A 14,854-nucleotide genomic window follows, 5' to 3' on the forward strand; every position below is an offset into this window, starting at 1 on the left:
CCGCACTCGATCACACGCCAAAGGGTCAGAAACTTCTTGCATTGCGGGCGGCAACCACAGAAGGCTCTACATGAAGTACCGTCAGACCGATAGCCCGCCAGTGGCGGCGGCCAAGGCGTCATTCAGTACGTCGACCGCCTATCGGATCGAGAGAGACCCCCGACTTCCATCGCAAAGGAAGGCGCCCCGCGGCCGGCGACGACCGGACCCGTTGAGCGAGGTGTTCGAGACCGAGATCGTCCCGATCCTGAAGGCGGCCCCTGGCTTACGCCCGGTGGCGGTGTTCAAGGAGATGCTCCGACGTCATCCGGATCTCGGCAGCGGTATCCGTCGTACCCTGGAACGCCGTATCCGTGCCTGGCGGGCGATCCACGGCGAGGAGCAGCAGGTGATCTTCCGCCAAACCCACGAGCCTGGCCAACTAGGGCTCTCCGACTTCACAGACATGGGCGAGTTGGGTGTGACGATCGCGGGGGTCCCGCTCGATCATCGTCTCTGTCACTTCCGTTTGGCCTATTGCGGGTTCGAGCACGCCCACGTCGTGCTTGGCGGTGAGAGCTTCGTTGCCTTGGCCGAAGGCCTGCAGAATGCCCTCTGGTCGCTCGGTGGGGCGCCGCGGGAGCATCGGACCGACAGTCTGTCGGCCGCATTCTGCAATCTCGATCGTGATGCACGGGACGATCTGACGCAGCGATACGAGGCCCTTTGTGCCCACTACGGCATGAGGCCTTCCCGCAACAATCGAGGCGTCGCCCACGAGAATGGCTCGATCGAAGGGCCCCACGGTCATCTCAAGCGAGCAATCGCGGACGCCTTGCTGCTGCGCGGAACTGTCGACTTCGACGATCTTGCCACCTATCGCGGCTTCATCGACGAGATCGTCAGCCGCCGCAATGCCCGCAACGCCAAGCGGATCGATAGCGAGCGCATGGTGTTGCAGGAGCTGCCCGATCGCCGCACCTCCGACTACGAAGAGGTGATCGTCCGCGTGACATCGTCCGGCGGCTTCACCCTGCGCAAGGTGTTCTACACGGTGCCATCGCGCCTGATCGGTCACCGGCTGCGGGTGCGCCTTTACGATGATCGTCTCGACGTGTTCGTCGGCGGCACCCATCTCGTCACCCTGCCGCGTGGGCGGCCGCATCCCAATGGCAAGTACGACCAGGTCGTCGATTATCGGCACGTGATCCATTCCCTGCGGCGCAAGCCGATGGCGCTTCTCAATCTGGTCTACCGAGATCGGCTGTTCCCGCGCGATGCCTATCGGAAGACCTTCGATCGGTTGCGCGAACGCTTGCCGGACAAAAAAGCCTGCCGGATCATGGTCGATCTCCTCGCGCTCGCTCATGAACGCGGCTGCGAGACCGAACTCGCCGGTCAGCTCACCGCCGACCTCGAGGCCGGCCGACTGCCCGACCTCAACCGGCTAGGTGCTCACTTCGCCCCCGATCCCGCCAACCTGCCGAACGTCGTGGTGCAGCTCGTGCCGCTTGCGACCTACAAATGCCTCATCGGTACCGCCGAGACCGGAGGTGCCGCATGAGCGTAACGAACACGGTTGATGCCGCGCGCCTCAATCTGTTGCTCAATGAGCTCCGTCTGCCTGCCATCAAGGTGCTGTGGGCGCAATTTGCCGAACAGTCCGACAAGGAAGGCTGGCCGGCCGGCCGCTTCCTCGCGACCATCGCCGAGCACGAGATCGCCGAACGCGGACGCCGTCGGATCGAACGACACCTTGTCGAAGCACGTTTGCCCGCCGGAAAGACCTTCGATAGCTTCGACTTCGAAGCCGTGCCGATGATCTCGAAGGCGCAAGTGATGGCGCTCGCCGCCGGTGACAGCTGGCTGGGCAAGGGCGCCAATTTGCTGTTGTTCGGCCCGCCCGGCGGCGGAAAGAGCCACTTGGCGGCAGCGATTGGCCTGGCCCTCATCGAGAACGGATGGCGCGTCCTCTTCACCCGCACCACCGATCTCGTGCAGAAGCTCCAGCTGGCGCGACGCGAGCTCACCCTCGAGGCGGCCATCAATCGTCTCGATCGCTTCGATCTCCTGATCCTTGATGATCTCGCTTACGTCACCAAGGATCAGGCCGAGACCAGCGTGCTGTTCGAGCTCATCAGTGCACGCTACGAGCGCCGCTCGATGCTGATCACCGCCAATCAGCCATTCGGCGAATGGAACAGGGTCTTCCCGGATCCCGCCATGACCCTCGCCTATCGATCGCCTCGTTCACCACGCAACCATCGTCGAGATGAACGTCGAGAGCTATCGCAGACGGACCGCCCTCGAACGAAAACGCGGTCCAGGACGGCCGCCATCGCACGCGACACCTAAAACCGTCGCTGATTGACGCTGCGCGACAATCAGAGTTCAACAAAACTCTTGCGCGCGACAATCATCGCGGCAATCATCATCAGGCCGCGACACTGCCTCGCCATCCTGATCGCCGCGCACCTCCTACCCAGATTGCCGCGCTACATCGTCTCCAAGTTTGGCGACCATACGCCGTTCTACCGCCAGTCCGAGATCTATGCGCGCCAGGGCCTGCGGCTTGATCGGGCGACACTGGGCAACTGCGTCGTCAGGGGGATCTTTTCGAGAGCCCTCCAACATACAGCAGCATTCCGATCGAAGCCCACCAGCAGATGCTGGAGCCGTCGCCACGACCACCGTCCCAGCGGACATCGCCAGTCCGGCAGGCCGGACCAGGAACTTAAAAAATAGGGTTAGGCCTCCTTCGCCTGGCCCAGTCGAACGATGTGCCGTCGACCCAGATACAGTGCAGGATTACGGCGATCTTCCGGGCAACGGCTACCTTTGCCTTCTATCCTGATTGCCGTCGTCGATCGCTTACACAAAACTTCGGACATTCCCCAAGCTGAAGGACAAGCGACGCGAGGGCGCCAAAGTGATCAAGCGCTATCATGTTCCAGCCACGCCCTATGAACGCGCACTGGCGCATCCGAGGTTGAGCAAGGTCGTCAAACGGCGTCTTCGAGAGCTTTATCGCACGCTCGATCCTGTGGCCCTGCTGGCCGAGATGAGAGACGCCCAGGCGGAGCTCGGCACGCGCGTCGACGCCCGAGCGGGCAAGCTCGTGGCAGCAGCCAGCCCACCGGTACCGACAACGAACGCAGCAGCGTTCGCGAAGAGGCTCGGCAATGATGTGCATTTGGGGGAGCAGCGCATCATCCATCGGCGTCTGCACAAGCCATACAAAAAGCGCATGAGAATGCCATCAATGCTCGATCCGCACCTCGCCGACATCGAGCGCTGGCTGGCGGCCGAGCCCCGTCTAACCGCGCTGGCAATTCTCGGTCGCCTCGCTGAACAACGCCCCGAACAATTCGGTCCGCCGCAGCACACCATCGTGCAGCGATTGTTGCGATCGCTCAGACGCAAAGCAGCCGAGACGATCATCCCGCGCACGGCTGAGGGTGCGGCACTGGCCGGTGATCCCGGGACTGGGGCCGCCGCTGCGTGTGATGGGCATTCCGCGACGTCCCCCAGTCCCTCCGATCCTGCGAGCAATGACGCAACCTCGGACCGGCTGACAGTGGGGTCTACATCCGTCAAGCGAAAGTAACATCCTCAGGTGAGGCAATACGGGGGGTCAATATTGCAAACGATGACGTAATTGCGGTCAGCGCTCGTGGGCACGAAAAGCTCCATTAGAATCGAGCTCTCGCAATCAACCGATTCGGAGAACCTGTCATGAAGCAATATGTCGGACTCGATGTATCGCAAAAAGAAACTTCGATGTGCGTGGTCAATGAAGAGGGCGAGGTCTTGTTCGAGGGGAAGGCCAAGTCCGACCCGGGGGCGCTCACGGCACTGCTTCGCAAGCGGGCGCCACAGGCGGAGCGCATCGGCTTTGAGACCGGCGCGATGGCGAGTTGGCTGTGGCATGAACTTCGCAGGGTCGATCTTCCGGTGGTTTGCATCGACGCTCGGCATGCCCACGCGGCCTTGTCGGTACGCATGAACAAGAGCGATCAGAATGATGCTCGAGGTCTGGCCGAACTGGTGCGAGTTGGCTGGTATCGAGAAGTCAAAGTCAAGAGCGAGGAAAGTCAGAAGATTCGCGCGATACTCGTCGCGAGATCCCGGCTCGTGGCCATTCGTCGAGATATCGAAAACCAGGTCCGCAGCCTGATCAAAGAATCCGGGCTGCTGTTTCCACGCGCGATAGGCCTGCAGTTCCGCAATCTGGTCCGTGACCTGTTGGCTGACGGTCATCAGCTCCTCGGTGTGATCGCGCCGCTTCTGTCGATCCATGAGCAGATCTGCAAGCAGCAAAGCAAGTTCGACGATGAAGTCCGACAGCTTGCGAGGTCGGATGAGACGACGCGTCGCTTAATGACGGTTCCTGGTGTTGGTGTGGTGACTGCCTTGACGTTCCGGCATACGATCGATGACCCATCGCGATTCCGATCAGCATCGAGCGTCGGCGCCTATCTGGGTCTTACACCGCGGCGCAGTCAGTCTGGCGAAACGGATATCAATGGCAAGATATCCCGATGGGGCGACCGTCTTCTCCGAACTTACCTGTTCGAAGCGGCGACAGTTCTGCTTTATCGGACGAAGAAATGGTCTTCTCTCAAGGCTTGGGGAATGAAGCTTGCCAAGCGGATTGGCATGAGAAAGGCAAAGGTTGCTATCGCGCGGAAGATCGCCCTAGTTCTTCACTGTATCTGGGTAGACGGCACATCGTTCGACTGGGGCCAGGCGAAGGAAGCCTGATCCGATTTGTGAAGTTCCTGGTCCGGTCCGCCGGACTGGCGATGTCCAGCTGGGACGGTGTTGTGGCGACCTCGTTCATTCGGCTGGTGGCGGCTTGACCGTACTCCGCTGCAGACGTTGAGGCACCCGACCCGGACATCATCATGAGGCGCTGCGCGACCTCGGAAAGGACCATGACCCCAGCGACGACGTCAACCGGTCCGAGCGATCCCAAGCCTGGCCGGCAAACCATGTATCACCCGCGCCCGTGCCGTCTCCGCAACCCTGACCAGCTGCGACGGCACGAGCGCTACCACCTTGCCGTTGGAGAGTTCAAAAATGTGAGCTTGACAATGACACATTACCCGGCCGAAATAGGTACGCATCGTCTCAGCGCCCGCCTGGCACGCTTGAACCGCTTGGCATGGGCGTAGCGCTAATGTTTTATCTGGGCGAACTTGCCCACCCTCGCATAGGACTGGAGTAAACGCACCCGGGTGAGCTGCGCCAGCCGCACCAGCTTCTCGCGCGCTCGGTTCAGAAGCTTGGCATCAGTCCGAAACATCACATTCTTGGGCTGCACCGTCGTGTCGACCATCACCCGGGAGAACTCCGACGGTTCGATCGCCTTGGTCCTGACGGCAACCGACAGGCTCTCTTAGCAGGGCCTGAAGCCGCTCCTCGCCCATACGGTTGCGCTAGCGCCTCAACGACGAGTGATCGAACACCAGTAGCCGGTGCTGGAAGAACTCCTCGCCGCAGAAGAACTGGTAATAGGGGTTCTCCACCCAGCGCTCGCACAGGACCTCGTCGGACAGGTCATAGGTGTGCTTAAGGATCCCGAGCCCTGCGATCAAGCGCGTCGGCAGCGGCGACTGGCTAGGACCGTCCGTGTAGACCATTCCGAACGCCTGCTCCAGGAAGCCCCAATCCACCGTGCGCGCCAGCGTCGCCAGCGAATGCTTTCTATCGATGATCTGATCGAGCAGGGAGCGAAACAGATCCTGCTCGCCGGTCTCGCGCCGCTCCCGTGGCCGCATCAAAACCTCCGCTCATGCACTCCGACGAGCAGAGGATCACGATTGAATTCGACGGAATACCTCATTCGATCTTGCAAGGAAATCGGCCTCGCCATCGCGATTGCCGGCAAAATCAATCGCCGGCATTCCTCGAACTAGCCCGTAACTTCAGGCTGTTCGCGTTACTTCACGGGGGACTAGCTTACGAGTGGCGAGCCGTTGGGTTTACGGTATGGCACAGTCGGGCAGCGTGACCTGGATTTTAGCCACGTGCTAGCCGCCTACTCTACTCGGCTGACCGTACGGAAAGAGTAATTCTGCGCGGGAGTCCAAGCGCGATGGGAAAAACGGCGTCTGTCAGGCGTCTAAGCGCGCGGCATTCTTCAGACAAGCGTCCTTCCAAATAGCTGCGATCGTGCTCTGGCAGCTCGCGTTCCAGGAGCTGGCTGTAGCGGTGAATGCGGTTACGATGACTACGCATGGCAGCCAATTCATCATTGATGGGCATCGGCTCTCTTGGCGAATCCGGCAATATCTGCTGGGATCTCCTGCGAAATCCTTGCCAAAGGCTGGCCTGAAGCAGCGTGGACCCACAGTTGTCTTGCATGTGCCGACTTGCTAAGGGCAAACCGATCTCGTAGCTCGCCCAAACAGACCTCGGAACTGCCCAACTTATTAGAATACCTGCCGCCGAGGAGCGTGGTGCGATACGGTCGCTATAGTGTTGCGTTTGCGACAGGACCCGAGCCTTTGAAGACAGGGGCGGCTCGGGCAGGCTAGAATCCATATCGGATGCGACTTGTCGGCGTTTTGCGCTAACTATCGCCGGAAAGAAGGCCGCCAAAGCGCGAATATTGCTTCCGATGGTGATGGAAGCGGACGTGCTCCCCAACAAGGTTGTTCGGTGCCGCATTGGATAATCACGAAGCGTGGGACTGCTTGCGCCGTACACCACGACCACCGTTGAAGTCAGGCAAGCCGGATGCAGTGGCTCGCAACGGGGCCGACCGGCTGCGCCAGAAGGCGATACTGCCATTCGATGTTGTTGCCTTCAGTGCACTTGTCGTTGTCATGATAGACATTCGTTGAATAGGGTTTGATCGAATGGAATGGAGGGACTTTAGCCATGATCGCTCTTTCCTTGTAGGAAGGGGACTATTGTTGCGCGTGCGCCAACGGCGCGAAAATAGCGCCCTGCCGCTGCGCTGAGTAAATCAACAACCGAGGAGGCCGGGATATTTGCCCGTTGTCATTTAAAAGCGGAATACGCGCTCTTATATGAGCGACGGTTCTGAACGAAGGCCCCGTTCGCTCGCTGCCACACGAGCTATGGAATATGGCCGCAGTACAGATCACATCTACATCGAGCGTCACTCACACCCTCGATTTACTGATCCCATACGAACTTCGCACCCTCCGGGACTTCGCACAGGAATTCGTCCTGGTGTTCCGGCTGCGTCATCCCGGCCGCTAGTTTCGACGCCCGCACCGTGAGCTTACCATCGGGGCTCAGATTGTGACGGATGTATTCAGTCACTGGGAGCCCCGATGGTAAGCTCATGGTGAGGACGGTGTGCAACCCCGTTTTTGTATGACTGTTTTCGTGGCCGGCGGCCTCCTCCGATTCGTAAGGCGGCCTTCGTAATGAGAGTATCTCCCGTCGAAACGCTAAAAATGCTGCTGCAGTCAGCGTTTCATTGCTTAAAGGCCGAACATGAAGTTCACCCCGGAGGCACGCGCGAGCACGGAATCTTCTCCTTGGGTTTAAGAGGCATAGGAGCGGCCTATACAGTAAAGCGACTTGCCAGCAACAGAAAACGGGTGACGAGGAAACCTGCATAGGTAATTGCGCCGGCGGATAACCCGATCCAGACTCCAATTGCACCAAAGACCCAGCTCAAGGCGAAACTGACCGGGAAGCCGATTAGCCAGTACGCAAAGATTGCGAACAGAAGCGGTTTTGCCGTGTCTTTCAGCCCACGGAGCCCGCCACCCGCAATGACCTGCGCTGCATCAGCTACGAAAAAGCTTGAGGCAACCATAAGGAGGGATGACGTCAGTCCGATTGCCGTGTCCGTGTCGTTCAGTGACTTGTTTAAGAAAAACGCGGCGATCCGAAAACGCGTCGCAATGACCCCAACCGTCACAAGCGCAGAGGCCAAAACACCGAGCAGGATCGCAGCCAGGCCTGCGCGCTTGATACCGGAGGCGTCATTGTGCCCGACCGCATGACTGACCCGCACTGCGGCCGCCATGCTGATGCCGAAGGGCACCGTGTAGGCGATTGTGGCGATCTGCATCGTAATCTGATGAGCGGCAAGCGCGCTCGGGCTGATCCTACCTACAAGGAGTGCGGCGGCGGCGAACACGCCGTATTGCATGATGACTGCTACCGAGATCGGCGCTCCGATCAAAATGATCGCTCGTAGGAGCGGCCAGTCGAAGTGCCACAGGTGCGCAAGCACCTGGTAGTCGCGGAACGGGCGGCAAGCTATTGCGGGCCATAGAGCTGCTACGAACATGCCCCAATTTACGAGGGCGGTCGCAATGCCGACGCCAAGAAGATCTAGTGGTGGCAGCCCGAGCTTTCCGAAGCCCAGAAGATAAACAATGGCCGCGTTGACCGGGATAGCGGCCAGGGTAATTCGGAAGATCGGTTGCGGCCGTCCCACTGCGCCCATGAAATGTCGAATGGCCTGAAACCACAGCGCTGGCGTCACGCCCCACGCGAGTCCAAGCAGGTACTGCTGAGATAGCCGTGCTGCGCAATGTTCCTGACCGAGGGCGAGCAGAACTTGTTCGCCTGCCGTACAAACAGCCATAATAGGCAACGAGAAAAGCAGGGCCAGCCAAAGCCCCATGCGCAGTGCACGCGGCACATCGGCCGCACCCTTGCCGGCAAGAGATTGTGCCGTCAAAGGTGCGATCGGCGTCAGTAACCCGGCGCCGAACGTGAAGCTTATGACATACAGGGTGGTGGCCAATGCTGCGGCCGCGAGCTCCCGGGGCCCAAGACGACCAACAAAGGCAAGATCCGTCGCCATCATTGCGACCTGAGCAAGCTGCGCCAGTGCCATTGGCCAAGCCAACACCGCGGTCGCACGGAGCTCGACAGCGAATCTACTCAAAACCGTTCGTGTCCTTGGATTGCGACGCAAGGCAGAAAGCTGCTTCATTTGGTGTATTTCGTGCTCGGTGAAGACGCCTGCCCGCCTCGAGCCCACGGTCCCGCGATGTTGGGCGTCGAGTGCAAAAGGTGTTGATTCTGTAAAGAAGGTAGAACCAGGTGCGTCGCAGCCCTCAGGATACGGTGCCCCGGTTCGATGCTAGTGCCGTCATTGGTAGGCCCAAGCGAGCCTGTGTCCGTTGACAACGAAAACGCGATCAACGTGCTAAGGTGCATGTTGGTTTGGAAGAAGACATGATGAACGTACGGAAGCCGCCATAGTGAGCGCCGCGCGCTGGTGCGTCTCTCTCTCCAAGAAAGTATCGCTAACGCTGTCCAGCTAGTCTTGAGGTTAAGTGCGCAGTGTAGGATGCGCCGAAGTGCCGTAAGGTAGTGCTCTGTCATTGGGGCGTTTTCTACCGTCCCGGCAGATGAGCAAGTCCTTTCAAAACCTGTGCCACAATGAAAGTCTGAGTGAATTTGCCGAAGGGAAGGCGCCATGAGGCGGACAGCTGTCGCATCTGCGACAGTCCCCGTTGGGAAGAGCGGGGCTGCTGGGTCACTCAGGGCTGGCACTTGCGGTCAATCCAACCAGCCGCGCAGAGTGTCACGGTCAACTCTTTGTGGTCCAAACAACCTAACGATTAAAGCCTCAAGTCAGCTTCGGGCCATGACCTCCTGCGGTTCAAAGCCTGAGGCGGCTGTAATAATAACTTGAAACCAGTTACTGAGTAGTATCTAGGTGTTTCTTTCGGGTTATTCGCAGTGCCAGTTCGGCGTTTGCCTCGCAATGTTAAACGTGAATAGCGATTTGGCGCCATGCAGCTTGTAGTCATGGCTCCTTGCGGCTGGGTGGCCAGGACGCATCGGCAACATCGGCGCGCTGCGGCCCAAAGCATGACTTGAGGCTACTACTGTGTGTCCGCACACGAAACGATCCTTGGGGAGCCCTAAAATCCGACGGCATCGCGAATGTCGATCAAGACGTACGGATCGGTCGAGCCTGAATCTCTCTGATCCGAGGCGCGGGGAGCCGGAAGGCCGGCGAATGCGGTGCATGTCGATACCGGCCGCCGCTGGCCTTTACCGTGCCGCGAAAACTCCGATGGTTGGTCGTCTTGGGGCAGTTTCCCTCGCGCGATCACCGGCTTCGATGCGGGAATCGGGCGCCGCCACTTCTCCCATTTCGGACTTCAGGTCCATGTGGTCGTCTCCTTCTGGTTCTGCCCTCTGCAAGAAAGCCAACACGACCCGGGTTCGCAGCTAGCCTGCACTGTATTTCGACCCTCGTCAGCGACTTCAGGTCGATCTCCATCATCATCATGATCGCGATATTGGGACAACCAAGTCTGTGGACCGACATCAGATAAGTCGTCGCCGGTCAGTAAGCCGATTCCAACACATCGAATGGGATTGAGTTTAGTTCTCCGATTGCGAGCTTGTGTTGCAGGAAAAGGGGGCCGACGCGCCTTGCCATAATGTCGACGCGGGCTCCAGAGTGGTGAAGCCGGATGAAAAGGTACCCGCGTGCGGCGGACAAACACGAGTGTCAGAAAAAGCATAGTAGTTGTCAGAGCAGCTGAGGTGTCTCTTGCGTTTCTACACTGTCCCAATTTGTATGAAATCGGCACGCGCTTTGCTCTGAGGCAAGGCAGGGCACGTGTCTCGGGCATGTCCAGCCAACGGCCGGATCGTCGACGTCGCCCTTCTCCACTAAAGGAAGAGCGATGTATCAGCCGTCTAAACGATTTCGGGGTATTATCTCAGGTAAGAGGCGCCGCCGTCATTCTGAGGTTTCAGATCGCGCAATTCGCGTTGCTGGGGGGCTCAAGCGCTTCGGCATTGGGAAAGGGGACAGTGTATGCATCTTAATGCGGAATGATATCGCATTCGTCGAAGTTACCGATGGGATCATGAGAGCCGAAGCCCTTGCAGTACCTGTAAACTGGCATTTCAAGCGACAGGAGATCGGGTACATTCTGGCCGACTGTGGAGCACGTTTGCTAATAGGCCACGCGGACCTCTTGCATTTGTTGGATGCCGATCTCGCTAGCAGATTGCCAATTCTAAGCGTTCCGACGCCGCCCGAAGTAGCAGAGGCGTACAAGATTGAAGGGACGCGCCTCAAAGTGCCGCACTTCGCGCGGGATTTTGAAGAGTGGATAGCGGATCAGCCGCTCTTTGCAGGAGCGCCCGCGCGGCAGCCGATGACGATGATCTACACCTCAGGAACGACTGGTTGTCCTAAAGGCGTGCGTCGTAGCCCACCAACCAGCGAGCAGGCGATCGGATTGGAGGAAATGCGAGCCATAGTCTATGGATCTGGCACTCGCGCGCTACTCCCAGGCCCGCTTTATCATTCAGCGCCGAATTTATTTGGAATGTGGTTCAGCCGCCGCGGTGGTGCGCTTGTGCTGATGCCGCGGTTCGAGCCTGAAGAGTTGTTGCGGCTGATAGAGGCGGAGAGGATCGACACCATCTTGATGGTGCCGACTATGTTTATTCGCCTTCTGCAGCTGCCCGACAGTATTCGACGAAGCTATGATCTCGCGTCCTTGCGACACGTAGTCCACGGGGCTGCGCCCTGCCCCCCGATCGTGAAGAATGCCATGATAAATTGGTGGGGCCCCATTATATGCGAGTTCTACGGCTCGACGGAGGCCGGTGCGGTAACATTTGCGAGTTCGCGAGAATCACTTGCAAAGCCGGGAACGGTCGGCAAGCCGCTAGAGCACGTTCAGCTGCGTGTGATTGGTGCAGACGGAAGAGAATTGTCGGCCGGACAAATAGGAGAAATCTGTTCACGCAACGTATGGTACCCACGGTTCAAGTACCACAATCGACCTGGGAGCTCTGCCGAGGCCGATGACGACGGTTTCACTGCTTCCGGTGACCTCGGTTATATCGACGCTGATGGATATGTATTTCTTTGTGACCGAAAACGGGAGGTTGTAATCTCAGGCGGTGTCAACATTTATCCCGCGGAGATCGAAGCGGCTCTCCATATGATACCGGGCGTTCAAGACTGTGCTGTGTTTGGCGTTCCGGACGCGGACTTTGGCGAGGCACTGATGGCGGTGATCGAACCGCGCCGACGGGAGGTGCTTAGAGTCCATGACATCCGCGAGAAGTTGAAGACGGTGTTGGCGGACTACAAGATTCCGAAAATAATCGAGATCCGGACCAGCCTTCCGCGTGAAGAGTCTGGCAAGTTATTCAAGAGGCTGCTGAAAGATCCTTATTGGGAGAAGTCAGGACGCAGGATTTGAGAGGACTCGAGACGGAACAAAACCCCGCATCTGAAAAGGCACTGTTCTGCCCGTGGGCCCTCGGCTTGAGGGTCGCTAGCTACAATTGGTTGCCGTCATGGATCTCCTCTGTCGCAAGGTCGTCAGTTCGGGATGCGCGATGACAGAAGGGTTGATTGGTCCTCTCTACGCTGACTGTGGCCGCGACGAAGCGGCTGGATGGGTCTACCGTTCGATGAGGTGTCCACTCCGACTTACCGACGTCGTAGTGCTAGGATGGTGGCAGATAGACTTAGAAGTCGAAGTCTCCAATGGAAGCGTTTCGTGCAGCCTCGACAGGCGCGGTCGACGATCCTGGTGCAAGGTGAAGCTGTCCCGTTTGCATCGTGTCCACGTTAAGCGTTTGCCTCCGTCTACTCCTCTCACTGTGGCGGCACGTTAATTGCTGCTTGCTTGGAGAGGCTGCGCAGGCCGACGACTGTACTAAGGCGGAGAGCACTCTGCCCGCGCACCACATCACAGCGCAGAGGAGTTGAAGTTGGACCCCAATACATCACGACAGGCCTCCCGCCAGAAGGATTTGTACAAGGTCGGCGAAGTGCCGCCCCTCGGACACGTTCCCGAACGTATGTACGCGTGGACCATACGGCGCGAGCGCCACGGGCCGCCAGAGAGTTCGATGCTGGTAGAAGTGGTGCCGACTTGGCCGATCGGCGAGGATGAAGTATTGGTCATGGTCGCTGCTGCAGGCATCAACTATAACGGAGTGTGGGCGGCGTTAGGGGCGCCGATGTCCCCCTTTGATGTGCACCTATGCTCCTATCATGTGGCCGGATCGGATGCGGCTGGAGTGGTTTGGGCGGTAGGAGCAAGGGTGCGCCGGTGGAGGGTTGGGGACGAGGTGGTCATCCACTGCAATCAGGACGACGGGGATGATGAGGATTGCAATGGTGGCGAACCGCTCCTCTCACCTTCCCAGAGGATCTGGGGATACGAGACGCCTGATGGTTCTTACGCCCAGTTCTGCCGCGTGCAGCCACGGCAATTGATGCCGAAGCCAGCTCACCTCAGCTGGGAGCAGGCCTGTTGCTACACGCTAACGCTTGCAACGGCTTACCGGATGTTGTTCGGACACCCGCCGCACATTCTAAAGGCTGGCGACTACGTGCTGATTTGGGGTGCTACGGGCGGGCTCGGGGTATCTGCAGTGCAGCTTGCAACAGCATGCGGCGCCAATGCAATCGGAGTCGTTTCCGATCGGACTAAGGCCGATTATGTAAGATCGCTTGGTGCAAAGGGTGTTATAGTCCGCACTGAATTCAATTGCTGGGGCCCTATGCCGGCAGTAAATTCACCTCAATACGGGCCTTGGCTCAAGGAGGTGCGGCGGTTTGGAAGGGCAATTTGGGATGTTACTGGAAAGCGCGATATCGATATTGTGTTCGAGCATCCAGGTGAGCAAACATTCCCCGTCTCGACGATCGTCGTAAAGCGCGGTGGCATGGTAGTCGTTTGCGGCAGCACAACAGGTTTCAATCTTACCTTCGATGCCCGTTATATCTGGATGCGCCAGAAGCGAATTCAAGGTTCTCATTTCGCGAATCTCAAACAGGCAAATGCTGCGAACCGTTTTGTGCTCGATCGCCGAATCGACCCGAGTATGAGCGAGGTCCTGCCGTGGGAGGAAGTTGCGCGAGCGCATACGAAGATGTGGAAGAATCAGCACAGGCCCGGAAACATGGCTGTTCTGATCAATGCGCCGCGAATCGGACTACGAAATTTGGAGGACATTTTATCCGCGGCTGCGTTGCCTTAACCGTAAGCGCAGTTCTGCGGCTTTTGACTGGCCCTTGACGCCTATTTTGTTCGCGTCGCGCGTCGCCGCGGTTTCCATGTGTCGGACAGCGCGTTGACGGCGGCTTCGAGCGCCTTCCGGTCGACGATGTTGGGATCGAACCGCGCCGGACCCCAGAGGCGCATATGTTCGTGGTCCGGATGGGCAGGGTCTCTGATGGCTTCAAGGTATTCGGCATAACCCGGCGCACCGCCGACGTCTTCCGGAGGACAACGACCGGCGGCTTCGAGCAAGAAGGGAAGTCCCTCCGTCGTGGTGTTCTCGAACCATTTTTCGAGCTTGATCACATGGTCCCAGCTGTCGCCGAAGTCATAGAGATAATGGATCGTCTTGGCGCCAGTCTCGCGAACGACATCGCAAGGCCGCGCTTTGCTGGCATCCATGGGCTGGTGGGCGTAATCGTTGTGAGGATCTGGAATCCCCCAACGGACCTCACCAGCGAAGAACTCGAAGAGGTGGCTGTTCGTCCAGCCAAATGCCGCCTGAAGCGACAGATGCAGCCGATCCAAGCGCAGGGTGACGGGTACGACGAGGCGACGCATCACCTCCGGTTTCACGTCCTTGAGGTCACCTTGATCCGGACCGCGGTCGTGTTCAGGCTCATGCCGCCAGCCTCGGATCGTATGGAAGCATCGTGTAGATCGATGCCCAAGGGAGCAGTTCGTCCAGTCGCGCCGCAGGCCAACCATTGACGAGATTGGCGAGAACATCAGCGAGCCAGTGCTCGGCACTGACGCCATTGAGCTTACAGGTTTATGCCGCCCGCCGAACTATGCCGAACGGAGTTGGTATGGCACGCCGTTGTCACGCTGGCACCGCCGATCGCGTGCAGGGCAGCCCCATT

General features: G+C 58.8%; 8 protein-coding genes and 5 pseudogenes. 7 read left to right on the forward strand and 6 right to left on the reverse strand.

Going from position 1 to position 14,854, the window contains the following annotated elements; all coding sequences use genetic code 11:
• Positions 1 to 70 precede the first annotated feature (70 nt).
• The 3 genes and pseudogenes from istA to XH90_RS35750 form a co-directional block, all read left to right on the forward strand.
• Positions 71 to 1,543 carry an IS21 family transposase gene (istA, locus tag XH90_RS35740; protein ID WP_128955187.1) on the forward strand — a complete coding sequence of 491 codons (1,473 nt, stop codon included), beginning with the start codon at positions 71 to 73 and terminating at the stop codon, positions 1,541 to 1,543.
• A pseudogene (gene istB, locus XH90_RS35745) lies at positions 1,540 to 2,350 on the forward strand (IS21-like element helper ATPase IstB). Before istA ends, istB begins: the two are co-directional and overlap by 4 nt.
• 128 nt (positions 2,351 to 2,478) lie before the next feature.
• A pseudogene (locus XH90_RS35750) lies at positions 2,479 to 2,581 on the forward strand (transposase); the annotation flags it as partial.
• Positions 2,582 to 2,713: 132 nt separating this feature from the next.
• On the opposite strand, the pseudogene XH90_RS39285 reads toward XH90_RS35750, so the two are convergent.
• Positions 2,714 to 2,824 (reverse strand): annotated as a pseudogene (locus tag XH90_RS39285) (IS110 family transposase); the annotation flags it as partial.
• Between the two features lie 84 nt (positions 2,825 to 2,908).
• On the opposite strand from XH90_RS39285, the gene XH90_RS35755 reads away from it, so the two are divergent.
• Positions 2,909 to 3,586 carry a hypothetical protein gene (locus tag XH90_RS35755; protein WP_128955123.1) on the forward strand — a complete coding sequence of 226 codons (678 nt, stop codon included), beginning with the start codon at positions 2,909 to 2,911 and terminating at the stop codon, positions 3,584 to 3,586.
• A 128-nt stretch (positions 3,587 to 3,714) separates the two neighbouring features.
• Complete coding sequence (locus XH90_RS35760; RefSeq protein WP_128929876.1) at positions 3,715 to 4,743, forward strand: IS110 family transposase; 1,029 nt, start codon at positions 3,715 to 3,717, stop codon at positions 4,741 to 4,743.
• Positions 4,744 to 5,081: 338 nt separating this feature from the next.
• On the opposite strand, the pseudogene XH90_RS35765 reads toward XH90_RS35760, so the two are convergent.
• The 3 genes and pseudogenes from XH90_RS35765 to XH90_RS35775 form a co-directional block, all read right to left on the reverse strand.
• Positions 5,082 to 5,762, reverse strand: a pseudogene (locus tag XH90_RS35765) (transposase); the annotation flags it as partial.
• Positions 5,763 to 6,710: 948 nt separating this feature from the next.
• Entirely contained in the window at positions 6,711 to 6,869 is a 159-nt protein-coding gene (locus XH90_RS35770) for a hypothetical protein (protein ID WP_164934297.1), read from the reverse strand.
• A gap of 656 nt (positions 6,870 to 7,525) precedes the next feature.
• Positions 7,526 to 8,917, reverse strand: coding sequence for an MATE family efflux transporter (locus XH90_RS35775; protein WP_128929874.1), 1,392 nt, complete (start codon positions 8,915 to 8,917; stop codon positions 7,526 to 7,528).
• 1,717 nt (positions 8,918 to 10,634) lie between these two features.
• On the opposite strand from XH90_RS35775, the gene XH90_RS35780 reads away from it, so the two are divergent.
• Together XH90_RS35780 and ccrA are read left to right on the forward strand one after the other, a co-directional pair.
• A complete protein-coding gene (locus tag XH90_RS35780; protein ID WP_128929873.1) occupies positions 10,635 to 12,176 on the forward strand; it encodes an acyl-CoA synthetase in 1,542 nt (513 codons plus the stop codon).
• Positions 12,177 to 12,693: 517 nt separating this feature from the next.
• Entirely contained in the window at positions 12,694 to 13,971 is a 1,278-nt protein-coding gene (gene ccrA, locus XH90_RS35785) for a crotonyl-CoA carboxylase/reductase (RefSeq protein WP_232995631.1), read from the forward strand.
• Between the two features lie 41 nt (positions 13,972 to 14,012).
• Here the strand turns inward: ccrA and XH90_RS35790 are convergent, their stop codons facing one another.
• Positions 14,013 to 14,567 carry a plasmid pRiA4b ORF-3 family protein gene (locus tag XH90_RS35790; protein WP_232995630.1) on the reverse strand — a complete coding sequence of 185 codons (555 nt, stop codon included), beginning with the start codon at positions 14,565 to 14,567 and terminating at the stop codon, positions 14,013 to 14,015.
• Positions 14,568 to 14,610: 43 nt separating this feature from the next.
• A pseudogene (locus tag XH90_RS39970) lies at positions 14,611 to 14,763 on the reverse strand (transposase domain-containing protein); the annotation flags it as partial.
• Between the last annotated feature and the right edge of the window lie 91 nt (positions 14,764 to 14,854).

The organism is Bradyrhizobium sp. CCBAU 53338 (assembly GCF_015291665.1).
Taxonomy (GTDB): Bacteria; Pseudomonadota; Alphaproteobacteria; order Rhizobiales; family Xanthobacteraceae; genus Bradyrhizobium.

Coding starts and splice junctions, on each gene's coding strand:
- XH90_RS35770 (WP_164934297.1), bottom strand. CDS start 6,869: ATGGCTAAAGTCCCTCCATTCCATTCGATCAAACCCTATTCAACGAAT.
- istA (WP_128955187.1), top strand. CDS start 71: ATGAAGTACCGTCAGACCGATAGCCCGCCAGTGGCGGCGGCCAAGGCG.
- XH90_RS35760 (WP_128929876.1), top strand. CDS start 3,715: ATGAAGCAATATGTCGGACTCGATGTATCGCAAAAAGAAACTTCGATG.
- XH90_RS35775 (WP_128929874.1), bottom strand. CDS start 8,917: ATGAAGCAGCTTTCTGCCTTGCGTCGCAATCCAAGGACACGAACGGTT.
- XH90_RS35780 (WP_128929873.1), top strand. CDS start 10,635: ATGTATCAGCCGTCTAAACGATTTCGGGGTATTATCTCAGGTAAGAGG.